Here is a 22,909-nt window from a genome sequence, read left to right as displayed (position 1 = left end):
CGTGGATTGTAGTATAGCATCGGATTTGTAAATACAAAAGAAAGAAGGAGATGAATATGAATAAGTGGGACACGGAAGAGGCCATTCGACGCTGGGATATGCATGCAGAAAACTTTACGGCCAAGTACACGGAGGAAGGGGATCGGTCTCGCGAAGTCCTGCTGAATCCGGCATTGCAAGCTTGTATGGAACCCCTTGAGGGCAAAAAAGTGCTGGATGCCGGCTGTGGCGAAGGCTATCTAAGCCGGAAAATGGCCAGGGCGGGTGCTTGGGTAGAGGCTGTCGATTACTCGACAGAGATGCTGAGGCTAGCCAAAGAGCGAACGCCGTCAACGTTGGGAATTACATATCACCATGGCAATCTGGAAAAGCTGGAGATGTTCGGGGACCAGAGCTTTGATCTGATCGTGTCCAATATGGTCATTCAGGACTTGGCTCATTATGAGCGGGCGATTGCCGAAATGCGGCGGTTATTAGTTCCGGGAGGCAGCTTTATTTTTTCTATTCTGCATCCGTGCTTTCTGACGCCGCAGAGTGGATGGGTGAAGGATGAGACAGGGAAAAAGCTGTATTGGAAAGTGGGTCAATATTTCAATGAAGGCCCATTGGAGCAAGCCATTCCTTATGATCAGGAAGAAAAGCTTTTGTATTTTCACCGTACGCTGGGCAGCTATGTACAAACCATTGTTGAGGCGGGCTTGTTGTTGGATGGGATGGTCGAACCGAAGCCGTCTGCTGACATGCTGGAGAAATTTCCCCATTTCCGTGAAGACCTGAACGTCAGTAATTTCCTCATTTTTAAGACCAAACGATAGGGATAGCGGGCAAGCCCTTTCCTTTCCGCGTCAAGTGTGGTAGAACAAAAGAAGGCAGTTTTGACACACCTACAACACGGAAAGCTTCAAACGGAAAGGGATGCAACTGGAATGTACGTGGTATGTAAAGAGCATGTGGAACTGGCAATTGATATGTTCGTCGATGAATACGAGGATGCACCGGATGTCGTCGATCTCAAGGAAACGAAATTTTCGGATTGGGACCCTCCAGTGAAGTGCAAGGAATGTGAGAAGAAAGCCGAGTTTTTGGTCGTCTAAAAAACAAGCACGGGCGTTTCGGGCAGAAACGTCCTTTTTGTATACCAGGACTTATTGCAAAAACACTCATACATAGAGCTATATTTATCCCTACCACGTACTGAGACAGGAGTGAACGATGGATGGACCCTTTACTGCATTCTTTATTTCGTCCGCTTCAAGTCAATGGAAGTGATTTGTCCACGTATTATATCGAACAAAAGCCGTCTGCCGCGCTGAAAGCTTACGTGGCCTGTTATTGGGAGTCCGGTCCGGCTAATAGGGTGGTAGAGGGGAATCTAGCAGCTTCGTACGAAGACACCGCTTTGTTAAGCCTGCCGCAGGAAGAAACCATGGAGCGGGTATTACCTGACGGCTGTACGGATATTCTATTAGAATACGATTCGGTGAATAAGCGTCAGGAACTCTCGTACTGCGGGACATTTACGCAACCATTTGTGTCTGCCAGACAAGCAGGGTCCGAGACACGTATTTTTGCGGTGCGATTTTTTCCGGGCGGGGCACATTATTTTCACGGGATGCCGACTCACTTGTTTACAGGCGGTAATTATCGCTTGGAAGATCTCTGGCCCGAAAGCATAGGGGTTATGAGTGAACGTATTTTTGAGGCGCAGGACTTTAATGAACGGGTGCGCATAATGGATAAGTATCTTAACCAGCTTCTGCTGCGCCAATGCACGAACGATTGTGACCTGATGAAAAACCTGCTGCATCGCATCTTCATGAGCGGTGGGAGTGTGGGGGTTAAGGAGCTTGCGGAGCGTGAGGCGATCAGTGAAAGGCAGCTTAACCGTAAGTTTGGGCAATGGATCGGAATCAGCCCCAAAAAGTTCAGCGAAGTCGTCCGCTTCCAGAGCGTTCTGCACAGTATCCAAAGCGGCGGGAGTCTGGATTGGACGGAGCTGGCATTGAAGCACAGCTTTTTCGATCAGGCGCATTTAATCCGCGATTTTCGCAGGTTTTATGGAGATTCTCCGCTTACTGCGGCTAAGGATTTACGGAAGTTGTCCGATTTTTACAATACACGCCCAGAGGCTTCGGCTATACTCAAAATATGAATAAGAATGGTAAAGGAGAGATGAGAATATGAGTGGAACGCTGCAAGTTCGAGGTCATTTACTGAATGAGCTGGAGACCGGAGTACGGACGGGGGAAGCCTTGATCCGTAAAATACGTCCAGAGGATTGGAGCTTTCGTCCACAGGACAATTTCCGCTCGCTGCTGGAGTTAGTACATCACTTTGTTCTTATTCCTGCTTCGGATCTTGCGATAATGCAGGAGAAGTCCGAGGGTGAAGTAGGAGAGATTGAAACCAGCCTGTCCGGGGTGGAAAATCCCGAGCGCTTGGCTGCGGCTTTCAGGGAAAACTTCGAGGCTTATAAGACTTACATTCTTTCGCTTAGCGAAGAAGATTATCTGAACCGTTCGACGAAGGCCTTTTATATGGAGCATGGACATTTGCAGGTTCAATGGCAGATTGAGATCTTGACCCATTTGTTCCATCATCGTTCGCAGATTTATAATTATCTGAAGCAACTGGGACATGAAGTGAGCTTTTTTATGTTGTATGCTTGAGTATCTTTTATAAAACGTTTGGAGGGCACCTGTGAGGTGCTCTTTTTTTGTTTTATTCAAGGCTTTTTAGGGTGGAATGGCTTAGTCGAACGCGCGTGAAACTTCTTTACTAACTCGTCTGAGAATGCCGATTTGCTCCTCATTCAATCTGCTGGTCAACGCAACAAACTCATCTATTGCCTCTTGCCGAATCGTTTCGTCTTTAGTCATATGTTCTTTGGAAAACATTAATTCACTGATAGACACGTTTAAGGCAGTTAACACTTTCTCCAAGGTATCAATCGAAAATTTTCTTTCGCCACGCTCTACTGATCCGATATATGCATCATCTAATCCTGAAAGTTCCGCAAGTTGTTGCTGTGTTAATCCCTTAGCCTTCCGAATTGCTCTAATTCTTTCTCCAACCGAATTCCGTAATTTTGTCATATTAACCACCTCATAACAAGCTTATGGAAGATGAAGTGTAGAAGTCAGGTAGAAAAAATTGTTCAATTCTTTTTTTGTTGTAACTCAACTAAACCAACAATATTTTTAGTTATAGTAGTAAGAATTTCGAGCTCTGTTGTTTCTCTTGAATTTATGAGTAACATAAGTTCATTTATGATCTGTTTTCGATCCGTATTTTCATCGAATTGAAAAAGTTCAAAGGCTGGAACGTTTAATGCTAGAATTATTTTTTCCAACGTCTCCAATGAAATATTTCGATCTCCACGTTCTACTCCACCAATATAACTGTAATGAAGTCCTGCGGCTTCTGCCAGTTGTTCCTGTGTCCATCCTTTAGCCTTTCTTAGCTCCCGTATCCGATTTCCAACACTTTTTGGTAAACTCATGTAATCACCTCCACTTAAGGTTAGAAGAGGAGAGAATATCGTTACAGACCATTTTATACAAAATAAATACAAACAAAACTGTACTTTTAAGTGCTTTTTATATTGACCTCCTTTTTTACTTTCTATACAATTGGTTATAAATGGAAATATAAGGAGGGGCTACTCTTGAGAACTTCTATCCTGAAATCACTCAAACCGGACATCATTGTTGAAATGTTAGAGATGGCTGTGGCTTTTGAAAATTGGAAAAAGGTGATGGAGACGGCGGATATTTTGTACCAGTGTGTACAGCGTATCTATGAAGAACGGCAGTATCATAAAGCAATGAAATTACCCATTCCGCATGTCAATTTAGAACGTCCGTTGGTATATTATTTTGGGCTTAGTCACCTGATGTGTGGAATGGCTCACCAGAACCAAGGTACATATGAGCAGGCAAGGGAGTGTATCTATAAGTATGCTGAGCTGGAGTGGATGGAGGATTTAAGGGAAGAAGACATTCAGGTTGTCGAGGAGTTCAGGTTTTTAGCCAAGACTAATTTATATGCAGTAGATATTCTGTCTGGAAATACAGAGCTTGTGGAGGAATATGTAGCCTTTTTGCAGGGGAATCCAGAGGAAATATTACCGGGGCTCAATACCATATTACAGGCAGCGCTTATATATCATTTGGATGTAGGAGATATTTTACATACGTTTGCAGAGCAGATTGATGAATTCGGGAGTTATGAAGACGCAGAGAACGTATCTTACTATTATAGCTATTGCTATAACTTGGCTTTGTACTATCGGAAGTACGATAGATTGCAGGATGCAGTAGGGCTTACTTTGCAGGCGATGCATTTAGCCAATCAGTCGGGTAACGACGGTCATTTTAAGAGATGTACGGCATTATTCGAATCACTGCGCGAGTTTGCGACAGCTAAACAAATCGGGGAATATCGACAGATTCTAATGCAGTGTCTTGATGAATACGAAACTGAGAGCATCTCATTGTGAAGAGCGTAAATGAATGATCGGCTATAAACTAAACAGGGAATAGGCTCGTAGTGGAGAGGAAATAGATAGGTAAGAGACGTTGCAGGTGCTAAAATAACTATGTAACAGGTATGTTTTTAAGTTAAGGATTGTAAATACGATTTTACATTATCATTCGACATAGATAGGGGTATGGAATTTGTTTATTCAGCTTATAGGTGTTGGCAAGTTAAAAGAGAAGTATTTGGTCATGGGAATTCAGGAATACGCCAAACGGCTAGGGCCATACATCAAGTTTCAAATGATCGAGGTAGCGGACGAAAAGGCTCCTGATACACTGAGCGGGGCGGAGGTTCGACAGGTCAAGGAGCGAGAGGGAGAGCGCATCCTTGCTCATGTGAAAAGCGAAGCACACGTCATTGTACTCGCCATCGACGGCAAACTGTGGAGCTCGGAAGAACTCGCAGAAGAATTGGACAAGCTCGGCACCTACGGTACAAGCCATGTTGTCTTCGTCATTGGAGGCAGTCATGGTCTCTCTGACGAAGTCCTCCGACGTGCCCAGCAGAAGCTGAGCTTTGGAAGGATGACCTTGCCACATCAGCTGATGCGATTGGTGCTTGTGGAGCAGATTTATCGGGCGGTGAAGATTAATCGGGGTGAACCTTACCACAAGTAGGGCAAGTTGTTTAGTTAATAAAATATATAACAAATTTGCAAGAGGTGTTTATACTATTATGTTGAATTAATATTTATATTACATTTTGGGGGTTAGCTCATTGTCATTTAATGCTACTGTATATCATGTTTTGGTTGCCTCGCCTTCTGATGTTTCAGAAGAGAGAAAACTCATTTCGGAAGTAATTCATACTTGGAATGAAAACAATGCTGCACATTATCAAGCCGTGTTACTTCCAGTTAAATGGGAAACGCATTCAATTCCGGAGCTTGGAAATAGACCCCAAGCAATCATTAATAAACAGTTGGTAGATCATTGCGACATCCTAGTAGGGGCATTTTGGACAAGACTTGGAACACATACTGGAGTATCAGAGTCAGGTTCTGCAGAAGAAATTGAAGAGTTTAGGGCTAAGGGAAGACCTGTAATGCTATATTTTTCTTCTGTACCAGTTATTCCAGATAGCTTGAATATTGATCAGTATGGAAAACTACAGACATATAAAAAGAAACTGCTACAAGAAGGTTTATTGGAAAGTTATTCATCACTCGAGGAATTTAGAGGAAAGCTAGAGCGTCAAATTACTGCATTAATAAGACACATTCATAAGGTTACAGATAGCAAGGAAGGACAGGAGAAATTAGCTATTGATACATCAAGGGATAAATTAAATAACTTTATTCGGCAAGTGGAACTTGAATGGGAAAGTGAAAGGGATATTTTCTCACATTCGACTAGTAATGGGAAGTACATATTGCAGTCATTGGCGGGGGGGTTAATCGATACATTAGCTGAACTCGAAGGGCAATTAGAAACAAATGCTGTGTTAAAAGTTAAAGAAATCATTAGAACATGTAAAATCCTTCAAAACCACCAAACCTTATTGGATGGTGGAAAATCATTCAAACAATTTTGGGATATTGGTGATTCTGTATTTGTAGAACTAAAGAATATTTTAAAATAAAACAAGATTTTTAATAGGCAAGGTGGGTAAATAGACCATTAAAGTAACTGTAAGAATTTAAGGGGTATCCATTAAATCAGGATACCCCCTTTATCATGTTTAAGTCATAGTCATGCTTAATTTACCAACTGGGATAGATTAAGAAGAAAAGTTAGCCCTGAATGACCTGCATTTGAACGGGGAATAACATTATGGTAATCCATGCCTGTTTCCAATGAAATCCCAGCTTTTATAAGTTCTAACTGTGTCGAACCAGGATTACCAATCGATAGATGAATTTTATCCTTAGGGTTTGGTGAAATTAAGTTTTTGAAGCGAGTCTCCCTATCCTTTACCATTTTGTGATTTATTTCAATTATTATCGGTCTTATGTGAACGTCTACAAAATCGTTCGATTCGATAATTACATCATCAATTGAAGTGCCAGGGGTTAGAGAATGTTTAAATTTTTGGGAGAATCTTAACATCTCTGCCCAAAATAAGGGTAAGTATTCCCTAAGGTTATATCTTGCTTGAAGTATTATTTCAGGCTCTACTGATTTGATGGGCGGTAAAACTAAATCAATAGATTTCATAGCTAGTAGTGAAGTAAGAAATTTACTAGGGTATTTGTCCGCCTGCATTTGCTGACGGATGTGATGTTTTCCAAAGATGGGTATCGCACCAGATTCTAATATATTTGTCGTTCTTTCTTGGTTTTCAAGAGTGACAGTCATAGAGTTTACGCTAACATTATATGTGTTTTTTTCCCCTGGGGCACCCTTTTTCACTAATTCAGCTTTTAAAACCTCATCATCAGGAAAGAAGTCTGATTTAATAATCTCACCAAATAACTTATAGTGGTGAATTGAAAATTTCATGACGGCTTGAAGATATTGATTAGCGGTATTTCGTTGTGTTGTTGATAAATGAGCAAATGGGTCGGTCGTATCATCGTGCATTGGCTCTATTACTATTTTATCATTGAAGTCGCGGGAATCAATAAATTTATATTTTTTTGAAAATTCAATAACATATTCAAGATGATTAGGAAGATAAACTTGATCGAAGAGTAAACACATAACTGTGAGAAGTCTCGGATTGTTAATGTAAAAACCCGACATATAAATTCCAGTAAATTTGGCGAACTGAGGCTTTACGTTGTTAATTTGATCCAAATGAATCACCTTTTTTATCCCTAATTATATCACAAATGAAAGAGTATTTAGCATTGAACTATCTTAAAAACTCACCGTTACAGACAGCGCGGTGAACCGTATCACAAGTAGGGCGAAATTTACTCTACTTTATTTAGACTTTATCAATGATACATATGGAGGGATGACCTTGAGATACAGCGAGTACATTCGCCTGAAAACAGGTAGATACCAATCTGTAGGGTATGAATAGGATAAAATGAGACGAGTCCTGCGGATGCGGCGCTTTTTGGTGTGAGTGAAGAAGAAGATTGGTCAGCGACTTATCACATATTAGGGAATAAGTGGGCGTGTTATACTTGACATTAACTTTGCTTAACATAGTACCGGAAGAGGTGGAAACATGTAAGTCTTAGCCGCAGAATACAATATTCGAATTATCCCAATAAAATATAACGCAGCCTGCTATACGTTCGATATGGCCGGTTGCCGGGATACGTATAGCATCGCTTGTGTTTACGATAAGGAGATTAACGGCGATGAACTTAACATGGGACTTGAAGAGCCTGTATTCCTCATTCCAGTCGGAGAAATATCAAAAGGATTATAAACATGCAGCAGAGCTTGCAGATGAACTTGGTGCGATGGCAAAGCTTCATTTACACACTCAAGAGAAGGCTAAGATTCTAACGGAAGATTTTCTTAGGCAATATAATGCATTCAGGAGCGTGTATCTGTGCTTATTCAGCTATGCAGAACTGGTATTCAGCATTGACAACGGGAATACAGAAGCAGCAAATCAGATGGATGTATTGGAAGAAATGGCCGCGGGTTCCGAAGAAGCTCTAGCAAGTTTCAGCAAATGGCTGGCAAGCATGAGTGGGGAAGAGCTTGATACTATTATTGGCTCGGGTGAGTATGTGGGTCGGCATGCTTTTTATTTGCGTCAGCTGCAGCAGCAGTCAAGGTATTTGCTCAGTGAAGAAGCCGAGGCAGTCATTGCCCGGATGCAGCTTACCGGCGCCAAAGCGTGGGAGAGGCTGTACATGAAGATACAGTCTACCTTGCGTGTAGAGGTGGAGATGAAAGGGGCAGCGCATCAGCTGTCTTTGACGGAGCTGCGCAATCTGGTGTACGACCATGATTCTCAGGTTAGGCAGGCGGCATATGAAGCGGAAGCCAAGGCTTGCCGCAGTGTTGCCGAACAGAGTGCAGCTTGTCTTAATGCGGTGTGTGGAGAGGCGATAGGAATCTATGAGCTAAGAGGGTACAAATCGCCGCTGCATAAAGTACTGGAGACCTCACGTATGGATCAGGAGACGCTGGAAGCAATGCTGCAAGCGATTAAGGAGAGCCTGCCTGCCTTTCATCAGTATTATCTTCACAAAGCAAAGCTTCTGGGCCACGCAGGACCGCTCCCTTTCCATGATATCTTTGCTCCGGTTGGCGAGGATTCTTCCGTCAAAATTAGCTACCCGGAGGCACAAGAGCTTATTGTTGCCGGGTTTAACTCGTTCAGTACAGAACTGGGTGCGTTCGCCCGCAAGGTGTTCATCTCCAGATGGATCGATGCGGAGTCACGGGCAGGAAAAGGGAACTTTGGCATGTGCATTGATATCGCACCAATCCAAGAGAGCCGGATTATAACCAGCTTCACCGGGAGCTATATGGATGTTGGTATACTGGCGCATGAGATTGGTCATGCCTACCATAGCAGCTGTCTTGCCGGAAAGACTATGGTCAATATAGATTATCCGATTCCGATTGCCGAGACGGCGTCGATCTTTTGTGAGGGTCTGATTAATCAAGAGTTACTGCTGAGTGCATCGGAAGGAGAAGTCTTGCCGATCCTGGAGCGGAGCCTCTCGGATGCCGGTTATTATATCATTGATTTCTATGCCCGTTATCTGTTTGAAAGCCAGCTTTATGAGCATAGGAAATCAGGCTCGCTAACGGTGGAAGAACTGAACAGCCTGATGCAGGATGCCATGTCTGCGGCCTATGGAAGCAGTATTGACCCCGATTCTATTCATTCTTACCAGTGGGTTAGCAAGGCTGGTTATTATATGACAGGCAATGAGTTTCTGAATTTCCCGTATTCGTTCGGGCTGTTGTTCTCTAAAGGGCTATTCGCGCAGTATAAGAAACGTGAAGGCGGATTCGCCGAGCAATTTCAAGCCTTCCTGGCCGCCAGCAGCACCACCATGGTTGCAGATGCCGGGCAGTTAATGGGTATCGATGTGCGTTCACCAGAGTTCTGGAGAGATGCGCTGGCCTTGATTGGGGAAGATATTCAGCGCTTCGTTGGGCGTTCTGAAAAATAATAACAACAGGAAATGACAAGCATTTAGTAAACCTGCACATGCACAATGTCATTAAGATTAACTCAAAGACAGAGCTGGAATAAGAGTGGAATACAATACACTGTTAAAAGCAGTGAAATCTTATATAATTGAATGGTACATTGATAAGCTCTCTAAGTTGGGGAGCTTTTCTTTTTGTCTTTAGATGACAGGGTGAGAGCTTTATAATAGTAATTACAGATGATAATGGGGGGAGACTCATGAATAAACGGCAAGATATCTTAAATGCTTGGATTACGATCGAGCAGTTATCCGAAGGTTCTATTAATAAAAAAGACAAATCGCTAAAGCTCATACATACAATGGAAGAGGATTGGAATCAGTTTTTTTCAGACTTTTTAATGAAGCAAAAAAAACAACAAGATGTATCAGATAAGTTCTTTAAGAAATCGGGCTTAGCATTATATTTCGATATTATCGATTTTCAAGAAGTTGTTGAACTATTGAGGGAGAAATACAAGATTGCTAAAACCTACGAGGAAGTTAGTAAATCTGACAAATTCACCTTCTCTATCTATTTTGATAACGAATTGAATTTTCTAGCAGACAAATTGTTTTATACAATGAGTGGTTATATCCGCCAACATGGTGAATTACCGAAAGATTTTTTGAAAGTTGAAAACATATTTAGAGAAGATTTGAACAGCAAATTTGAAGAAGGTTTTCATACCACCATCTCTGAGCTTTTTCATAAATATCAAATTTCCGCAGAAAATTTCCGCTATGCATTTGTGAAAAACCTGGATAACGGAGATGTAAATCTACATTCGTTCTTTATTGAAGATCTGAACAAAGCAAAGACAATCACTAATAAAAATTTGGATCGATATTTTAATGGCTTTCCGGGACATAGGCACAATCTGGATGGCAATAAAGAGTCCGTTCATTTTAACCCCCGAATTTTCGAGACAACTATTTTACAACCTAAGTTCTATCCGCTCGGGCGGTTCCCAAGTAATCCCGGTTTCGCGCTTTCCTTTATGCAGCAGGTTGCGGTGAATCTAGCTTTAAATGATAAAAATGATATTCGTAGTGTCAATGGCCCGCCAGGAACAGGGAAAACAACACTGTTAAAAGATATTTTTGCTGATTTAGTCGTACAACAGACAGCGGAAATTGTGCAGCTTTCTGATAAAAGGATTAAAGGGAGTCTGGTTTATTGGAAAGATTTTAAGCTTGGTGTTTTACCACATTCCATTTCAGATAAAAACATTGTTGTTGCAAGTTCAAACAATGGGGCGGTCCAAAATATTGTTAGGGAGTTACCAAAGAAAGAAACGATTGCGGGCGATTTTCAAAAGCTACTAGATGAAGCAGATTATTTTAAAGAGGTTTCCAATTCTAAATTAACCGGTGAAGGTTTTGGACAGAATCGCGAGATTAAAAGTGAGTTTTTACATGAGGAAAATTGGGGTGTGTTCTCGTTAGAGGGCGGCGCGTCAACAAACATGAACAAGTTACTTTTAACTATTGAAGCAATCGAAAAAGATTTAGAGGATCATGATCAAGCGAATACAGGTGAAAGTGTATATCAAGAATTCTCCCGTCTGTATGCTGAATTAAAAATCGAAAGAGATAAAATGCAAGACTATAGCGAGAATATGTATGCTCTTCGAAAATTAAAAACCAAGCATAAAGAGCAAATGTTTGCATTTGAACAAGAAGAAAAAAAGAAACGAACAGATTTAATCTCACAGGAAGAAGAAGCGAGACGTGAACTAGAAAGACTGGGACAAGAAATTGAAAATCTCCAAGAGGATTGGTCAAATGCTTCTGTTGAAATAGAAAACCTAATTGATCTACAAGCTCAAGCTAAAAGGAATTATGACGTAGTTACTTCTCAAAAGCCAAGTTTTTTGTGGCTTCAGAAAATATTTAATAAGGCAAAAGTTGAGCAGTACTTCAAAGATCTGAATAATGTGAACGATCATTTAAATGATCTATCTAAACAAAAAACGAAATGGTTAAATGACCGTAGGCGACTCGAAAATAGGTTAAGGGAAAATGTTGCGAAAAGTGAGTATGTCCAAAAACAAACTCAGGACACAAGAGCTAACTTCGATCGATGGATGGTCAAACAACAAAATGGTTTTAAAAAAGTGGAACAAGAAATTGTATTGTTAGAAAAACTCAAGTATCAAAGTGGCATTAAGGAACCAGATTTTTCACAATCGTATGATGAGCTGCAAAAGTCTAATCCATGGTTTACAGTGAAATTCCGTAAATTACAATCAGAGCTATTTATTCTAGCCTTAAAAGTTAGAAAGCAATTCCTGTATGAAAACAAAAGCAATTTAAAAGCCGCGATAAATATTTGGAATAAGCAGTCTGAATACTTGAGAAAAGAGAATGGACAGCAGCTAATTTCAGAATCATGGAGTTGGTTGAATTTCGCGATCCCCGTTGTCAGCACTACTTTTGCTAGTTTTGGTCGAATGTTTAAAAATCTTAATGAAGATTCAATAGGTAATCTGTTTATAGACGAGGCGGGCCAAGCACTGCCACAAGCTAGTGTTGGTGCCATTTTTAGAAGTAAAAAGGTTATGGTCGTTGGGGATCCATCACAAATAAAACCCGTAATGACGCTAGGTTCAAATGTTTTAACCTTAATTGGAAGACACTATGAAGTCGATGAGAAATTTGTTTCTGCTGATGCTTCTACTCAAACCATTGTGGATGCCACAAGTCAGTATGGTTTCCAAAAAAATGAGGATGAATGGATTGGCATACCCCTTTGGGTACACAGACGCTCGAACTATCCGATGTTTACGATTTCAAATGAAATTTCGTATGAGGGGTTGATGGTACAAGGTAAATCAGCAGATGAGGCACGAGGGAAATCACAATGGTATGATTCAACCGGTAAAGCAAATGACAAATTTGTTAAGGAACAAGCTGACTTATTGAAAAGAATGATTGATAAACGTTTGCAGGAAGATCCGGATTTAGCGGATGAAATCTATGTGATCACCCCATTTAGAAATGTGGCTTATAAGCTTGCCCAGGTTTTAGATGAAATTAAATTCACAAAACGAGAAAACGGGAAGACAACGAATATTGGTACAGTTCATACTTTTCAAGGGAAAGAAGCCAAAGTCGTCTACTTTGTTCTTGGAGCGGACTCTGATAGCAGTGGGGCAGCAAGATGGGCTGTCTCTGATCCCAATATGATGAATGTTGCAGCGACGCGAGCTAAAGAAGAATTTTATGTGATTGGCGATAAGAAATTGTATGCCTCACTCGGTAGTGAAGTGGCAAGTAAAACGATGTCAATTATTGACGACTATAACAATAATGAGGTCGGGAATGATGGTTAGGCGAAGTTCTCCAAGTTGGAGTAGATTCGAAGGGGAGATTTAATAGTATATTAATTATATTTTAATCTGGAGAAATCACTCAATATAAATGTAACTCGTTAAATTTATCCTCTGTTTATAAAAAAGACCCTCACTCAAAACCAACTCCTACCCACTCTCCCGATTTCTATGCTTTAATAAAATGAGCAGTATTAACAAGAAGCGTTGAAAGTGGGATTCTATGAAGCGACTAACGATTGGCCTGTTCGCCCATGTGGATGCAGGTAAGACAACTTTTGCGGAACAGCTGCTGTACCATACGAACAGTATCCGGTCGCGGGGGCGGGTGGATCATCAGGATGCGTTTCTGGACAGCCACGACATCGAGCGGGCAAGGGGCATTACGGTGTTCGCAGATCAGGCGGTAATAGAATATAAGGGAGATAGCTATTACATAATAGACACGCCCGGACACGTCGATTTCTCCCCGGAGATGGAGCGGGCGATTCAGGTCATTGATTATGCCATCCTGATTGTAAGCGCAGTTGAAGGTGTCCAGGGCCATACGGAAACGGTCTGGCAGCTGCTGCGTAAGCATCGGATTCCGACGTTCTTCTTTATCAACAAGACGGATCGGATCGGTGCGGATGCAGGCAGAACCGAGGCGGATATCCGTCAGCAGTTGACGGGGGAAGTATGCTGCATTACACAGAGCTTCGCTGACGGCATAGTTGGCGAGCCGCTGCGGGAGTGCATGGCGGAGCGGGACGAAGCCTTGCTGGAAGCGTTCCTAGAGGGGAGAGAGGATTCCGGCTTCTGGCTGGAGGCCCTGCAGAGGATGATAGCGGCGGGTCTTCTCTTCCCCTGTGCTTACGGCTCTGCGCTTCAGGATACAGGCGTCATTGAATTTCTGAATCAGCTGCATCTGCTGACGACAACCACTTATGACGAGAATGCTTCGTTCCAGGGGCGGGTTTATAAAATTCGGCACGATGCAGGCGGAGCGAGACTCACGTTCATTAAGGCGTTGGGTGGTCGGCTGAAGGTGAGAGAACAGCTTAGTTACGAGAGCGGCGGGGTTCAATATGACGAAAAAGTTACGCGGCTCTTCTTGTTTAACGGCCTTAAATCGCAGCCGGTGGAACAAGTGGAAGCTGGCGATTTGTTTGCGGTTGCCGGCTTGTCCGCCGCCGAGGCCGGACAAGGCCTGGGGTCGATATCAGACAAGTTAGCTTACGATTCGGAGCCGACGTTACAATCGAGGGTAGTATTCGACAATTCGATACATGTACAAAAAGTGCTCGGTGCTTTTCGCACGCTGGAGGCGGAGGAGCCGTCTCTGAACGTCGTTTGGGATGAGAAATTGCAGGAGATTTCTATCCGCGTCATGGGATTGATTCAGCTGGAAGTGCTGGAGCAGCTTGTTAGAGAGCGCTTTGGCTTTGCTATCTCTTTTGGACAACCGGAAATCTTGTATAAGGAAACGATTCAATCGGCTGTGAAAGGGTACGGCCACTTCGAACCGCTCAGGCATTATGCAGAAGTGCATTTGCTGATTGAACCGGGAGCAAGGGGCAACGGCATCATGTTCGATAGCAGATGTCATGCCGATGATCTGAATGTCAGCTATCAGAATTTGATTCGGAATCACCTCTATGAACGGGAGCATCACGGACTGCTGACCGGCATGCCGGTCACCGACGTGAACATTACGCTGCTGAGGGGCCGCGCGCACAAAGAACATACCCATGGCGGCGATTTTCGTGAGGCTGCCTTTCGAGCACTACGGCAGGGTCTGGAGAAGGCGGACAACGTGCTGCTGGAGCCCTTTTACGATTTTAAAATCAAGGTCGCTATCGATGAAATGGGCAGGGTGCTGTCCGATATTCAGCGTGCTTCAGGTACTTTTAATCCGCCGCAGACAACCGGAACGCAAGCGGTGGTCACGGGCAGGGTGCCTGTATCGACTTTCATGAACTACAGTGCCGAATTCGCATCCTTTACGCATGGACGAGGCAGTATCCGCTGCGTGTTCAGCGGCTACGACCGCTGCCATAATACGGAGGAAGTCATAGAGCGGATGGGCTACCGCAAAGAGGCAGACCCACTGTATACATCCTCCTCTATCTTTTGCGCCAAAGGGGCGGGTTACTCGGTGCCATGGGATGAGGCGGAAGCCAAGATGCACCTTGAATTAGAACCCTAATCGCACATATTTCCAGGATTCAGGTGAATAGTAGGAAGATTTAGGACGAACAATCCTTGTAATGGAAACAAGATGTATATTTTATAGGGCTAAGGGGCGATTGTCGTGAAACTGACGCAAGGAATAGAGGCGCTGGCGGCAGAAATTGCCGATGTGGCTAGGACATCCTTTCGCACTCTTTTTGAAAACGGCGAACGTTACTATTACTGCGCGCTATTTACTACTGGAGAGGGACATGCGCCAAGCATTTCCGCCTGGTCATGGGAGGCCTTGGAGAGGGAAGCGGCCAGGCAAGGAGACGAAAGCGACACGCCGGGATCAACGATTGCGGAACTCATCAAATGGTCCTATGCCGATTCACCCTATTGTTGTTTCAGGGATGAGGAGTTCGATGATGTTAAACAATTGTTTATGGAGCGTCCTTCCATTGCGGAGCTTGAAGCTGACGAATGGAATTGTGAATTTGATTCGAGGCTGAAGGCCATGGAGCTGGCGATGAAAATGCTCGATGATGAAGGCGTGTTTGCCTTGAATCAACCGCGAGAGGCTGTATGCGTCCTTGTCGAGGTCATGCCGCCGGATGAGATCAATACCGAAATCGCCCTGCGTTTGAACCGGGCGGAGTCTCCGGCTATGCAAGCATGGCTGGCGGAGGCAGCGGAGTAAGAGTATTCGCGTTTCTTGAGGGAGAGTTGTAAAATGCCTAATGAAAATCAAATGAATATTTTAGTTGAGAGAGCAAATTGTATTCTTTATTATGCCGAATCTGACCTATCGAAAGAGCATAGTGCAGGCTGGATCGGCGGGAATGCACCTAAATTCTTTGATGATCAATCAGACCTCATCCACAAAGGTAACCCAAAATATGTTTTTTACTTGAGCCTCGTCCATCCCTTTAAACCGGAGTGCATGATTTCGATCTTCATCCCTGAAAACTGTGAGGAGTATTTGGAAAACAACATTTATCCTAATTGCTCGATTAAGGTGATGGAGCATCCCATCTCGACTGAAAGCGTCAAAGATATGTTTACTAACCCGAGTCTTATAAAGCATGCAATCTCAGACGGAAAACTAAGCCGTGACGAAAAGTCGATGGATCAACCTTTTTTGATCAAAGTAGGCGGAAACCCGAGACTTATTCAAAATGAAGACTATTATTTTACGAAGCTGAAAGAGGAGTCATTCTCTTTTTTATTTCAGGTAGATGAAGATGGTTATCCCGAAACGTTGCTGCAAGAGGATTACAATTATCCTTTTGGTTTTGGGTCACTATATATTTTCGCCAAAATAGGGACGACTGAGATACAACATCCAGCAGCAGGTTTTTGGCAATTCTCTTGATTTAGCGTGGGAATCTTGGGCGGACTTGAACGGCGGTGAGCCCGCCAAACGATTTTTGGCGTGCGTATGTCCTATTCGCACAAGCAGGCAGCCCGCCCCTGGCGTAAACTGAATTATAATCAGTGAGCGAGGTGAACTTCCATGGCACAATCGAAGGAGATGCGTGCACGGGCTAAGAAATTTCAAGGCCGTCCGGTCTGTGTCACCCTGCACAGCGGAGAGACCTACGTCGGCTACATCACCGACGTTAATCGCGGCGGGTTGATACTTGCCAGTGCTGGGGCTCCTCCACGCGCTTCTTCCGGGAGGCAAAATTCCCAATCTCTCAAACGCAGAGCCAGTTCGCATGCCCCGGGCGTCCGTCTCGGCAACCGGAAAAGCGGCGCACGTAAACCGTCTGGCCGTTCGCGCTCCCGCAAGCCGGACGCCAAGGTGTCGGCATTCCTGCCGATGATGGGCTCGCTGTTAGGCGGCCTTGGCGGCTCCACTGCAGGCGCAGGAGGACTTGGCGGTATGCTCGGCGGCGGCTTGCGGCTGTTCGGCATGATCCAGAAATTTCTCCCGGTCGTGAAGATGGGCTACGGCATGATCAAGTCCATTCGCCCGTTTCTCGGCGCCGTTAAAGGCTTGATGCCCCCGGCCAGTCCGGCTACGCCGGATAACGAATAATCGTATATCTGTGAACTTTAAGCTCCCTTTGAGTGGTCAAAGGGGGCTAGTCCACAAACCATTATCACTACCACTGTCTAATCCAAATCGGTTTTAACTCGGAATAGCCCATTTCCTTTAGTAAATCCCAGGCATGATCCAGAACGTGAGGCTTCCCCTGGACCCAGAGTTCTTGTCGTTTTGCCATCAAGTATGAGATGATTTCAGCAATATGTTTGGGTTTACCTAGATGGATGACAGTTTCTATTTCATTATTTTGGGCTGAAATGTCATAAAAGGACCAAAAAGTATGAGGCTCTTCTTCAGGAGGATTCGCCTGAAAGATGAGCGTGATTTTGATGTTTTTATTCTCTTTCGGAGATAGGTTTAGGATGAAGCGAGACCCGCCTGAGTACCAATAAACGAAGGCATAACCGTCGACCGTAATATTTCTTAATTGGCTTTTCATTACTTTCTCCCTCACGATATGTTGTTTAAAATGAGCTGCGTTTGATGAGTCTCTAGATACATAACACTTTAAAGAGGTACGTCCCATAGAAAAAATAATAAAATTGCTGGATAAGCAAACAAAGGAAACCTGGCTATGGTCAACAGGAGGGTTCAAATATGTGGTTTGGCAAGAAAGAAACGCAACTGGATCGAATAAAAAACAAACTGAGCCAAGCTATGCGCAAAGACGCGGATTTCTCAGTGTTTGGATCATCCTCACATCAATATAGGGTTAAAGAGAAGCTTACAGCAAAAGAGCTGGCGGACTGGCAAGCCCACAATCAGGTCACACTTCCTGAGCCTTATGCGCTGTTTTTAACGAACATCGGCAATGGAGGCGCCGGACCCTATTATGGAATATATTCAATTGGAAAGGCAACTTCCTACACCGAGCGCCAAGCGCTCCTTGCAAAATCCGTTCTGCATCCCGGGATGACCAAAGAGGAATGGAACCATCTAATTGAGCCCCTGACCAAGGACGAGGATATTCCCGATGAGGAATACGACGACACCTGTAATAAGGTGTTGGGCGGCATGTTGTGCATAGGCACCCAAGGCTGCGAATACGACATGTATCTCGTACTTGAAGGGAAATATAGGGGGAGAATTGTGTACACCTCCGGTTTCCATCCCGATCATCCTTTTTTCTTTGTCTATGAAGACAGCTTTCTGGACTGGTACGAGCGCTGGCTGGATGAAATTATTCTGGATTATGATATCGGGTGGTTTGGCAGTCGAATGCCGGGTGATGAGAATGCGCTGATCCAGATTTATCAGAGCGCTCCAAACGAAGAAATCCAAGCCAAAGCGCTTGATGGAATGTTCAAGTTTAAGAAAGTCTCTCAGCTAACCCTTGCTTTTTTGAAAAAAATTGCGGAGCAAAGCCCCAAAAATCGGACCACAGCCATTTGGCTCATCTGCAAAGCTTCTTTTGACACGGGTAGAAAGTATACTCTGGAGCTGTTGCAATCGGATGAACATGAGGATTTTCTGCAAGCTTTACAGATTCTGCACGCTTCCAGTAAAACTGAGGATTTAACGGAGTTTATTCCAGTGATCTTGCAAAGGCTTGACCGGATTCACGACCCAGAAACGTTGCGTTATGCAGGGTATATCTTGGAAGATTACGGTGCGATTACGCTCCAGAACTTTGCGCCTTTCTTGTGTCACGCCGACCCGAAAATGCAAACCACTGCCATCTATGCCGCGCGCAGTTGCGAAAATAAGCTGGGAAGCTGGCAGATCATTGAACAGATGTTGATGGGGGGCGGCCCGCAGGTTCTGAATAACTTGATTTTATACTGGGGCATTATTCCACATGAGAAGCTGCTGTCTTACTATAAGGAGGTATGGCCGAAATACAAAAGCAATCCGAATTTCAGAGAAAAATTTATCGGTTGTTTGCGAGAACTGCATTTGCCAGATGATTATTTCGACAAAGACGAATCGTAATGAAGGCGTACATGAATTATCCATAAAATGTAAACTAAATCGGATTTACGAGGAAGCCGAAAAAATGCTAAAACGCTACTGACATCCCGTTGTCAGTAGCGTTTTTGTATATTAGGGGTATGCGAATATCGCAGTGCTTTGAGAGGGGCGACCTTTCTCAAAATCTTATTATAGAGGTGGAATTTATTTATGAAAGATATCAATTGGGAAGTGGATCCGGACCACAGCTCCGTCGAGTTTTCGGTGACGCATTTAATGATTAGTAGAATTAAAGGAGTATTCGAGCATTTCCAAGCGATCTTGAGTTTTGACCCCAACAATTTAAAAACCATGGGTATTCAGGCTTCCATAGATGCAAATAGTATTACAACTCGCCAATCGCAACGAGATGAACACCTGAAGAGTGACGACTTCCTTCATGCAGCCAAGTATCCAACCATTACGTTTCAAAGCACCAGCTGCGTCCTTGCTGGCGAAAGGCAATATGAACTTACGGGCAATCTAACTCTGCATGGAGTAACCAAACCCATCACTTTTCATACCTTTTTTGAAGGACTAAACAAAGACCCTCGTGGCCGGGAACGTGTAGGATTTCATTCAACAGCCAGTATTGACCGCAATGAATTTGGCTTGACATTCAACTCGCCTCTGGAAAAAGGCGGGGTTATCGTCGGAAATGAAGTGAGAATCGAGCTTTATATCGAGGCAATTAGAATAGAATAGCAGTCCTAAAGGCCATCCTTTTAGCGGGGTGGTCTTTAAACTTGCCGTTACAGGTAGGGCGGTGAACCGTATCACAAATAAGGGCGGAAATTTTGAAGCAAAACAGTTTTGTTTTCCATAAGCATGAATTAGAATGTGGACTAAATGCAAATGCTTCGATAGAATATCATTCTATATTGTTGTGTTTTTTATTAAGGCGGATTGGGGAGGTAATCATGGGAAATACGGATAAGTTTGAAATGATAGCTAATGTATATGACACTTCTGAAAGAATTCAAATTGCAAAGGCATCATCTGATGCCATTCGTGAGTATGTAGTTGACGCTAATAGTAAGAATGCTATTGATTTTGGGTGTGGAACAGGTCTTGTCGGAATGAGCTTGTTAAATGATTTTAATTCTATGCTTTTTCTGGATACTTCACAAAACATGATTAATCAAATAAAGCAAAAAATTACTGATCTTCACATTCAGAATGCAGATACATTATGTTTTGACTTTGAAAAGGAAGGTCTAACGGATTTACATGCGGACTATATTTTTATGGCTCAGGTTCTACTCCATATTCATGATGTTGAAATCGTTTTATCAAGGCTATTTGATGTTCTAAATGAAGGAGGACATTTACTAATCGTAGATTTTAATAAAAATGAAAAAGTAGTTTCAGATATAGTTCATAACGGATTTCATCAAGAAGAGCTGACTGACATTATGACTAAAATAGGATATAGAGATATTCAGTCCAAAACTTTTTTTAACGGAAGTAAAATATTCATGGGACAAGATGCATCTATGTTTATTCTTGATTCTCGAAAATAAACTTTTAGGCAGAAATCAGCTCTCCTTATAGTTAGCAGTTCTAAGGTACAACGAAATAAAAGGCCGTCCCTTATGAGACAGCCCATGCTTCTTGTACGGTTTTAAACTTATGATTCAATCTGTGCCTAGTAATGAATTAATTATGTTCAGGTGGCTTTTTTATAAACCAACCCAGCGCCAGAATAAGTATTGCCAGAATAAATTCAATCCAAAAAACCGTTTGTAGACCGGAAACCATGCTTTGTGTCTTCTCATGCATCGCAGTGGGATTGAGCGAATGGTGAAGATAACGATTGGCTCCAGACGACATGATGCCGACGAACAATGCGATGCCAATTCCCCCTGCAATCTGTTGGAGCGTATTATATATGGCTGTGCCATGAGGAACCAGGTGACGTGGAAGTTGATTCAATCCTGTCGTCTGAGCCGGCATGACGACGAATGACATGCCTAAGAATAAGAGGATATGATTGAACAGAACGGAGCCTTGTGTTGTATCACTGTCGATGCCGGTAAACAGCCACAACGATATGGCGAACGATCAGGAATAGCCCGGGCACAATGACGAGTCTCGGCCCGAATTTATCGAGTAATTTCCCCGATACCGGCATCAGCATTCCGTTCAAAATGCTACCCGGCATTAGAAGTAAGCCTGTCGCGAATGCTGTCAACTTCATCACATCCTGCATATAGAACGGCAGCAAAGTTGTTGTGGCGAATAGAACCATCGTCAGAATTACAATCAATACCGCAACCAGAGAAAAAGTGGAATGCCGGAATACGGAAAGATTGATCAACGGCTCTTTGATCTTAAGCTGGCGCCATACAAGCAAGAGCAAGAAAAGGCTACCTATTGCAATCGATCCGTAACCTTCTGGCTCAAGAGAGACACTTGTTTGGCTGAAGCCATAGGTGACGCAGCCGAAACCGACGGTTGACATCACAATGGATACAAGATCGACCCTTGGCTTGGTCAGTTCTGTCACGTTCTTTAAGTACACGAATGCATAAATCATCGAAAACAGTGCGACAGGAATCACCATGTAGAACAGCCATCGCCATTGAAAGGTATCGATAATTAAGCCAGACAAAGCCGGCCCGATGACAGGGGCGACCATGATGACCAGCCCCATGAGACCCATGGCGGCACCCCGACGTTCTGGAGGATAGAGAGCGAGAATCGTATTCATCATCGACGGGATCAATAATCCTGTCCCGCAAGCCTGAACAACCCTGCCCATCAGCAAGATTCCGAATCCCGGGGATACTGCACACAAGCAGGTACCGGCCAAAAATAACGCCATCGCAGACATAAACATCTGGCGAGTCGTGAACCATTGCTGTAGTAATGCGGTCACCGGCACCAGTACGCCGATCACGAGCATATATCCCGTCGATAACCATTGTATGGTCGAAGCAGCAACGCTAAATTCTCTCATCAACGCAGGAAACGCATGGGTAAGTAAATTTTCGTTAAGAAACGCGACAAATGTACCGATGAGTAGAGCGGTTAATATTGCCCCTCTCTTCATTCCTCTTGCATCTTGATCCTGATTGTCCATCTTCTACCTCCCGATTGTTCATTACGTTCCGTCCATTGTTTGTATATCGCTTAACCCGCAACGCCTTGAAGATCATTTTACGTGAAGTGGGATTAATTGGAAAAAGTGAAATTGCCCATCATACTCGGAAATTCATTCATATTTCGAAAGCATAAGGGGGGCTCCACCACGGTGTCGCTCATTCGCGCATTATTTCTTGACAAGATGAGGTTAGGGGATTATGATAACGTGCCGGTCAACTCTATAAGGCAAATAAAATCAAAAAGGCTGACTTTTCGTAGTGCCTTGGCACTGGAATCGTCAGCCTATCGTGCAGATTATCCTACACCATCACTTTCTAACAAAGAATAAAAATTATCACGGTCTTGGTCATCAAATTTGCCAAGTGTCCTTACCCTAACAAATTCATGTCCGCCATACATGTCTATTTCCTCACCGTACCTATTGTAGAGCGCGATCATATTGCCATCCTGATTCAACTCCAAGTACCCATAAATTTTGCTTCAGGAACTTCACCGTAAAAGAGCGTAAATTTGATTTTGATCACTCTGTGCGTGCAGATCCTCCCTTCCTGTCTTTCGTATTGGCTTTGAATATATATAGTATTCTCCATAAAATGTCAAGAGATAAGGTTTCTACGTATCTCTAAATGTTATTCAATTTATAATGACAAGCTCAATATATGGATAGTGTAAATTTCAAGCTTCTAAGTTTTTGGTGGGCAGTTTTTG

20 protein-coding genes and 2 pseudogenes are annotated in these 22,909 nt (G+C 43.4%); 16 read left to right on the top strand and 6 right to left on the bottom strand.

The features are described 5' to 3' along the window. Window positions 1-56: 56 nt before the first annotated feature. The 4 genes from MKX46_RS15230 to MKX46_RS15215 all read left to right on the top strand — a co-directional run bounded on the left by MKX46_RS15230 (window position 57) and on the right by MKX46_RS15215 (window position 2,669). On the top strand, window positions 57-815 hold the full coding sequence (locus tag MKX46_RS15230) for a class I SAM-dependent methyltransferase (RefSeq protein ID WP_341071433.1): 759 nt from the start codon (window positions 57-59) through the stop codon (window positions 813-815). Window positions 816-926: 111 nt separating this feature from the next. Beyond that, window positions 927-1,094, top strand: a complete 168-nt coding sequence (locus MKX46_RS15225; protein WP_013373879.1) for a CxxH/CxxC protein — start codon at window positions 927-929, stop codon at window positions 1,092-1,094. Window positions 1,095-1,216: 122 nt separating this feature from the next. Beyond that, a complete protein-coding gene (locus MKX46_RS15220) occupies window positions 1,217-2,152 on the top strand; it encodes an AraC family transcriptional regulator (protein WP_341071432.1) in 936 nt (311 codons plus the stop codon). Window positions 2,153-2,180: 28 nt separating this feature from the next. Further along, on the top strand, window positions 2,181-2,669 hold the full coding sequence (locus MKX46_RS15215) for a DinB family protein (RefSeq protein ID WP_341071431.1): 489 nt from the start codon (window positions 2,181-2,183) through the stop codon (window positions 2,667-2,669). An 81-nt stretch (window positions 2,670-2,750) separates the two neighbouring features. Here MKX46_RS15215 and MKX46_RS15210 read toward each other — a convergent pair whose 3' ends face one another. Further along, window positions 2,751-3,095 carry a helix-turn-helix domain-containing protein gene (locus MKX46_RS15210; protein WP_341071430.1) on the bottom strand — a complete coding sequence of 115 codons (345 nt, stop codon included), beginning with the start codon at window positions 3,093-3,095 and terminating at the stop codon, window positions 2,751-2,753. Between the two features lie 62 nt (window positions 3,096-3,157). Next, window positions 3,158-3,502, bottom strand: coding sequence for a helix-turn-helix domain-containing protein (locus MKX46_RS15205; protein ID WP_341071429.1), 345 nt, complete (start codon window positions 3,500-3,502; stop codon window positions 3,158-3,160). Window positions 3,503-3,667: 165 nt separating this feature from the next. On the opposite strand from MKX46_RS15205, the gene MKX46_RS15200 reads away from it, so the two are divergent. The 3 genes from MKX46_RS15200 (at window position 3,668) to MKX46_RS15190 (ending at window position 6,123) form a co-directional block, all read left to right on the top strand. Next, entirely contained in the window at window positions 3,668-4,501 is an 834-nt protein-coding gene (locus MKX46_RS15200) for a DNA-binding protein (protein ID WP_341071428.1), read from the top strand. Between the two features lie 178 nt (window positions 4,502-4,679). Then, window positions 4,680-5,159 carry a 23S rRNA (pseudouridine(1915)-N(3))-methyltransferase RlmH gene (gene rlmH / locus MKX46_RS15195; protein ID WP_341071426.1) on the top strand — a complete coding sequence of 160 codons (480 nt, stop codon included), beginning with the start codon at window positions 4,680-4,682 and terminating at the stop codon, window positions 5,157-5,159. A gap of 100 nt (window positions 5,160-5,259) precedes the next feature. Beyond that, entirely contained in the window at window positions 5,260-6,123 is an 864-nt protein-coding gene (locus MKX46_RS15190) for a hypothetical protein (RefSeq protein ID WP_340957494.1), read from the top strand. Window positions 6,124-6,239: 116 nt separating this feature from the next. On the opposite strand, the gene MKX46_RS15185 is transcribed toward MKX46_RS15190, so the two are convergent. Continuing rightward, on the bottom strand, window positions 6,240-7,280 hold the full coding sequence (locus MKX46_RS15185) for a hypothetical protein (protein ID WP_340957492.1): 1,041 nt from the start codon (window positions 7,278-7,280) through the stop codon (window positions 6,240-6,242). A 518-nt stretch (window positions 7,281-7,798) separates the two neighbouring features. On the opposite strand from MKX46_RS15185, the gene MKX46_RS15180 reads away from it, so the two are divergent. The 6 genes from MKX46_RS15180 (at window position 7,799) to MKX46_RS15155 (ending at window position 17,134) form a co-directional block, all read left to right on the top strand. Next, the gene (locus MKX46_RS15180) at window positions 7,799-9,583 is read left to right on the top strand and encodes a M3 family oligoendopeptidase (RefSeq protein ID WP_341040351.1); all 1,785 of its coding nucleotides are present in this window, start codon (window positions 7,799-7,801) and stop codon (window positions 9,581-9,583) included. A gap of 239 nt (window positions 9,584-9,822) precedes the next feature. Further along, entirely contained in the window at window positions 9,823-12,939 is a 3,117-nt protein-coding gene (locus tag MKX46_RS15175) for a DEAD/DEAH box helicase (RefSeq protein ID WP_341071425.1), read from the top strand. 220 nt (window positions 12,940-13,159) lie between these two features. After that, window positions 13,160-15,124, top strand: a complete 1,965-nt coding sequence (locus MKX46_RS15170; protein ID WP_340957487.1) for a translation factor GTPase family protein — start codon at window positions 13,160-13,162, stop codon at window positions 15,122-15,124. Window positions 15,125-15,229: 105 nt separating this feature from the next. Next, window positions 15,230-15,790, top strand: coding sequence for a DUF4303 domain-containing protein (locus tag MKX46_RS15165; protein WP_340933765.1), 561 nt, complete (start codon window positions 15,230-15,232; stop codon window positions 15,788-15,790). Between the two features lie 33 nt (window positions 15,791-15,823). Next, window positions 15,824-16,465, top strand: coding sequence for a hypothetical protein (locus MKX46_RS15160; protein WP_318627790.1), 642 nt, complete (start codon window positions 15,824-15,826; stop codon window positions 16,463-16,465). Between the two features lie 141 nt (window positions 16,466-16,606). After that, a complete protein-coding gene (locus MKX46_RS15155; protein WP_069012336.1) occupies window positions 16,607-17,134 on the top strand; it encodes a hypothetical protein in 528 nt (175 codons plus the stop codon). Between the two features lie 67 nt (window positions 17,135-17,201). Here the strand turns inward: MKX46_RS15155 and MKX46_RS15150 are convergent, their stop codons facing one another. After that, complete coding sequence (locus MKX46_RS15150) at window positions 17,202-17,582, bottom strand: hypothetical protein (protein ID WP_069012335.1); 381 nt, start codon at window positions 17,580-17,582, stop codon at window positions 17,202-17,204. A gap of 158 nt (window positions 17,583-17,740) precedes the next feature. Between MKX46_RS15150 and MKX46_RS15145 the strand changes: the two genes are divergently transcribed. The 3 genes from MKX46_RS15145 to MKX46_RS15135 all read left to right on the top strand — a co-directional run bounded on the left by MKX46_RS15145 (window position 17,741) and on the right by MKX46_RS15135 (window position 20,616). Beyond that, entirely contained in the window at window positions 17,741-19,075 is a 1,335-nt protein-coding gene (locus MKX46_RS15145; protein ID WP_341071424.1) for an SMI1/KNR4 family protein, read from the top strand. A gap of 189 nt (window positions 19,076-19,264) precedes the next feature. Next, on the top strand, window positions 19,265-19,798 hold the full coding sequence (locus MKX46_RS15140) for a YceI family protein (RefSeq protein WP_029518903.1): 534 nt from the start codon (window positions 19,265-19,267) through the stop codon (window positions 19,796-19,798). 215 nt (window positions 19,799-20,013) lie between these two features. Next, window positions 20,014-20,616, top strand: coding sequence for a class I SAM-dependent methyltransferase (locus MKX46_RS15135; RefSeq protein ID WP_029518902.1), 603 nt, complete (start codon window positions 20,014-20,016; stop codon window positions 20,614-20,616). A 136-nt stretch (window positions 20,617-20,752) separates the two neighbouring features. Here MKX46_RS15135 and MKX46_RS15130 read toward each other — a convergent pair. Then, window positions 20,753-22,178, bottom strand: a pseudogene (locus tag MKX46_RS15130) (MDR family MFS transporter). A gap of 317 nt (window positions 22,179-22,495) precedes the next feature. After that, window positions 22,496-22,791, bottom strand: a pseudogene (locus tag MKX46_RS15125) (hypothetical protein). Between the last annotated feature and the right edge of the window lie 118 nt (window positions 22,792-22,909).

This window comes from Paenibacillus sp. FSL P4-0113, assembly GCF_038009305.1.
GTDB classification, from domain to species: domain Bacteria; phylum Bacillota; class Bacilli; order Paenibacillales; family Paenibacillaceae; genus Paenibacillus; species Paenibacillus polymyxa_D.
Note: the sequence above shows the minus strand (reverse complement) of the source record. Positions and strands in the feature narration are given on the sequence as shown.

Excerpts from the sequence above, each read along its gene's own strand:
- MKX46_RS15230 (WP_341071433.1), top strand. The coding sequence starts at position 57 with ATGAATAAGTGGGACACGGAAGAGGCCATTCGACGCTGGGATATGCAT.
- MKX46_RS15225 (WP_013373879.1), top strand. The coding sequence starts at position 927 with ATGTACGTGGTATGTAAAGAGCATGTGGAACTGGCAATTGATATGTTC.
- MKX46_RS15220 (WP_341071432.1), top strand. The coding sequence starts at position 1,217 with ATGGACCCTTTACTGCATTCTTTATTTCGTCCGCTTCAAGTCAATGGA.
- MKX46_RS15215 (WP_341071431.1), top strand. The coding sequence starts at position 2,181 with ATGAGTGGAACGCTGCAAGTTCGAGGTCATTTACTGAATGAGCTGGAG.
- MKX46_RS15210 (WP_341071430.1), bottom strand. The coding sequence starts at position 3,095 with ATGACAAAATTACGGAATTCGGTTGGAGAAAGAATTAGAGCAATTCGG.
- MKX46_RS15205 (WP_341071429.1), bottom strand. The coding sequence starts at position 3,502 with ATGAGTTTACCAAAAAGTGTTGGAAATCGGATACGGGAGCTAAGAAAG.
- MKX46_RS15180 (WP_341040351.1), top strand. The coding sequence starts at position 7,799 with ATGAACTTAACATGGGACTTGAAGAGCCTGTATTCCTCATTCCAGTCG.
- MKX46_RS15175 (WP_341071425.1), top strand. The coding sequence starts at position 9,823 with ATGAATAAACGGCAAGATATCTTAAATGCTTGGATTACGATCGAGCAG.
- MKX46_RS15170 (WP_340957487.1), top strand. The coding sequence starts at position 13,160 with ATGAAGCGACTAACGATTGGCCTGTTCGCCCATGTGGATGCAGGTAAG.
- MKX46_RS15160 (WP_318627790.1), top strand. The coding sequence starts at position 15,824 with ATGCCTAATGAAAATCAAATGAATATTTTAGTTGAGAGAGCAAATTGT.
- MKX46_RS15155 (WP_069012336.1), top strand. The coding sequence starts at position 16,607 with ATGGCACAATCGAAGGAGATGCGTGCACGGGCTAAGAAATTTCAAGGC.
- MKX46_RS15150 (WP_069012335.1), bottom strand. The coding sequence starts at position 17,582 with ATGAAAAGCCAATTAAGAAATATTACGGTCGACGGTTATGCCTTCGTT.
- MKX46_RS15145 (WP_341071424.1), top strand. The coding sequence starts at position 17,741 with ATGTGGTTTGGCAAGAAAGAAACGCAACTGGATCGAATAAAAAACAAA.
- MKX46_RS15140 (WP_029518903.1), top strand. The coding sequence starts at position 19,265 with ATGAAAGATATCAATTGGGAAGTGGATCCGGACCACAGCTCCGTCGAG.
- MKX46_RS15135 (WP_029518902.1), top strand. The coding sequence starts at position 20,014 with ATGGGAAATACGGATAAGTTTGAAATGATAGCTAATGTATATGACACT.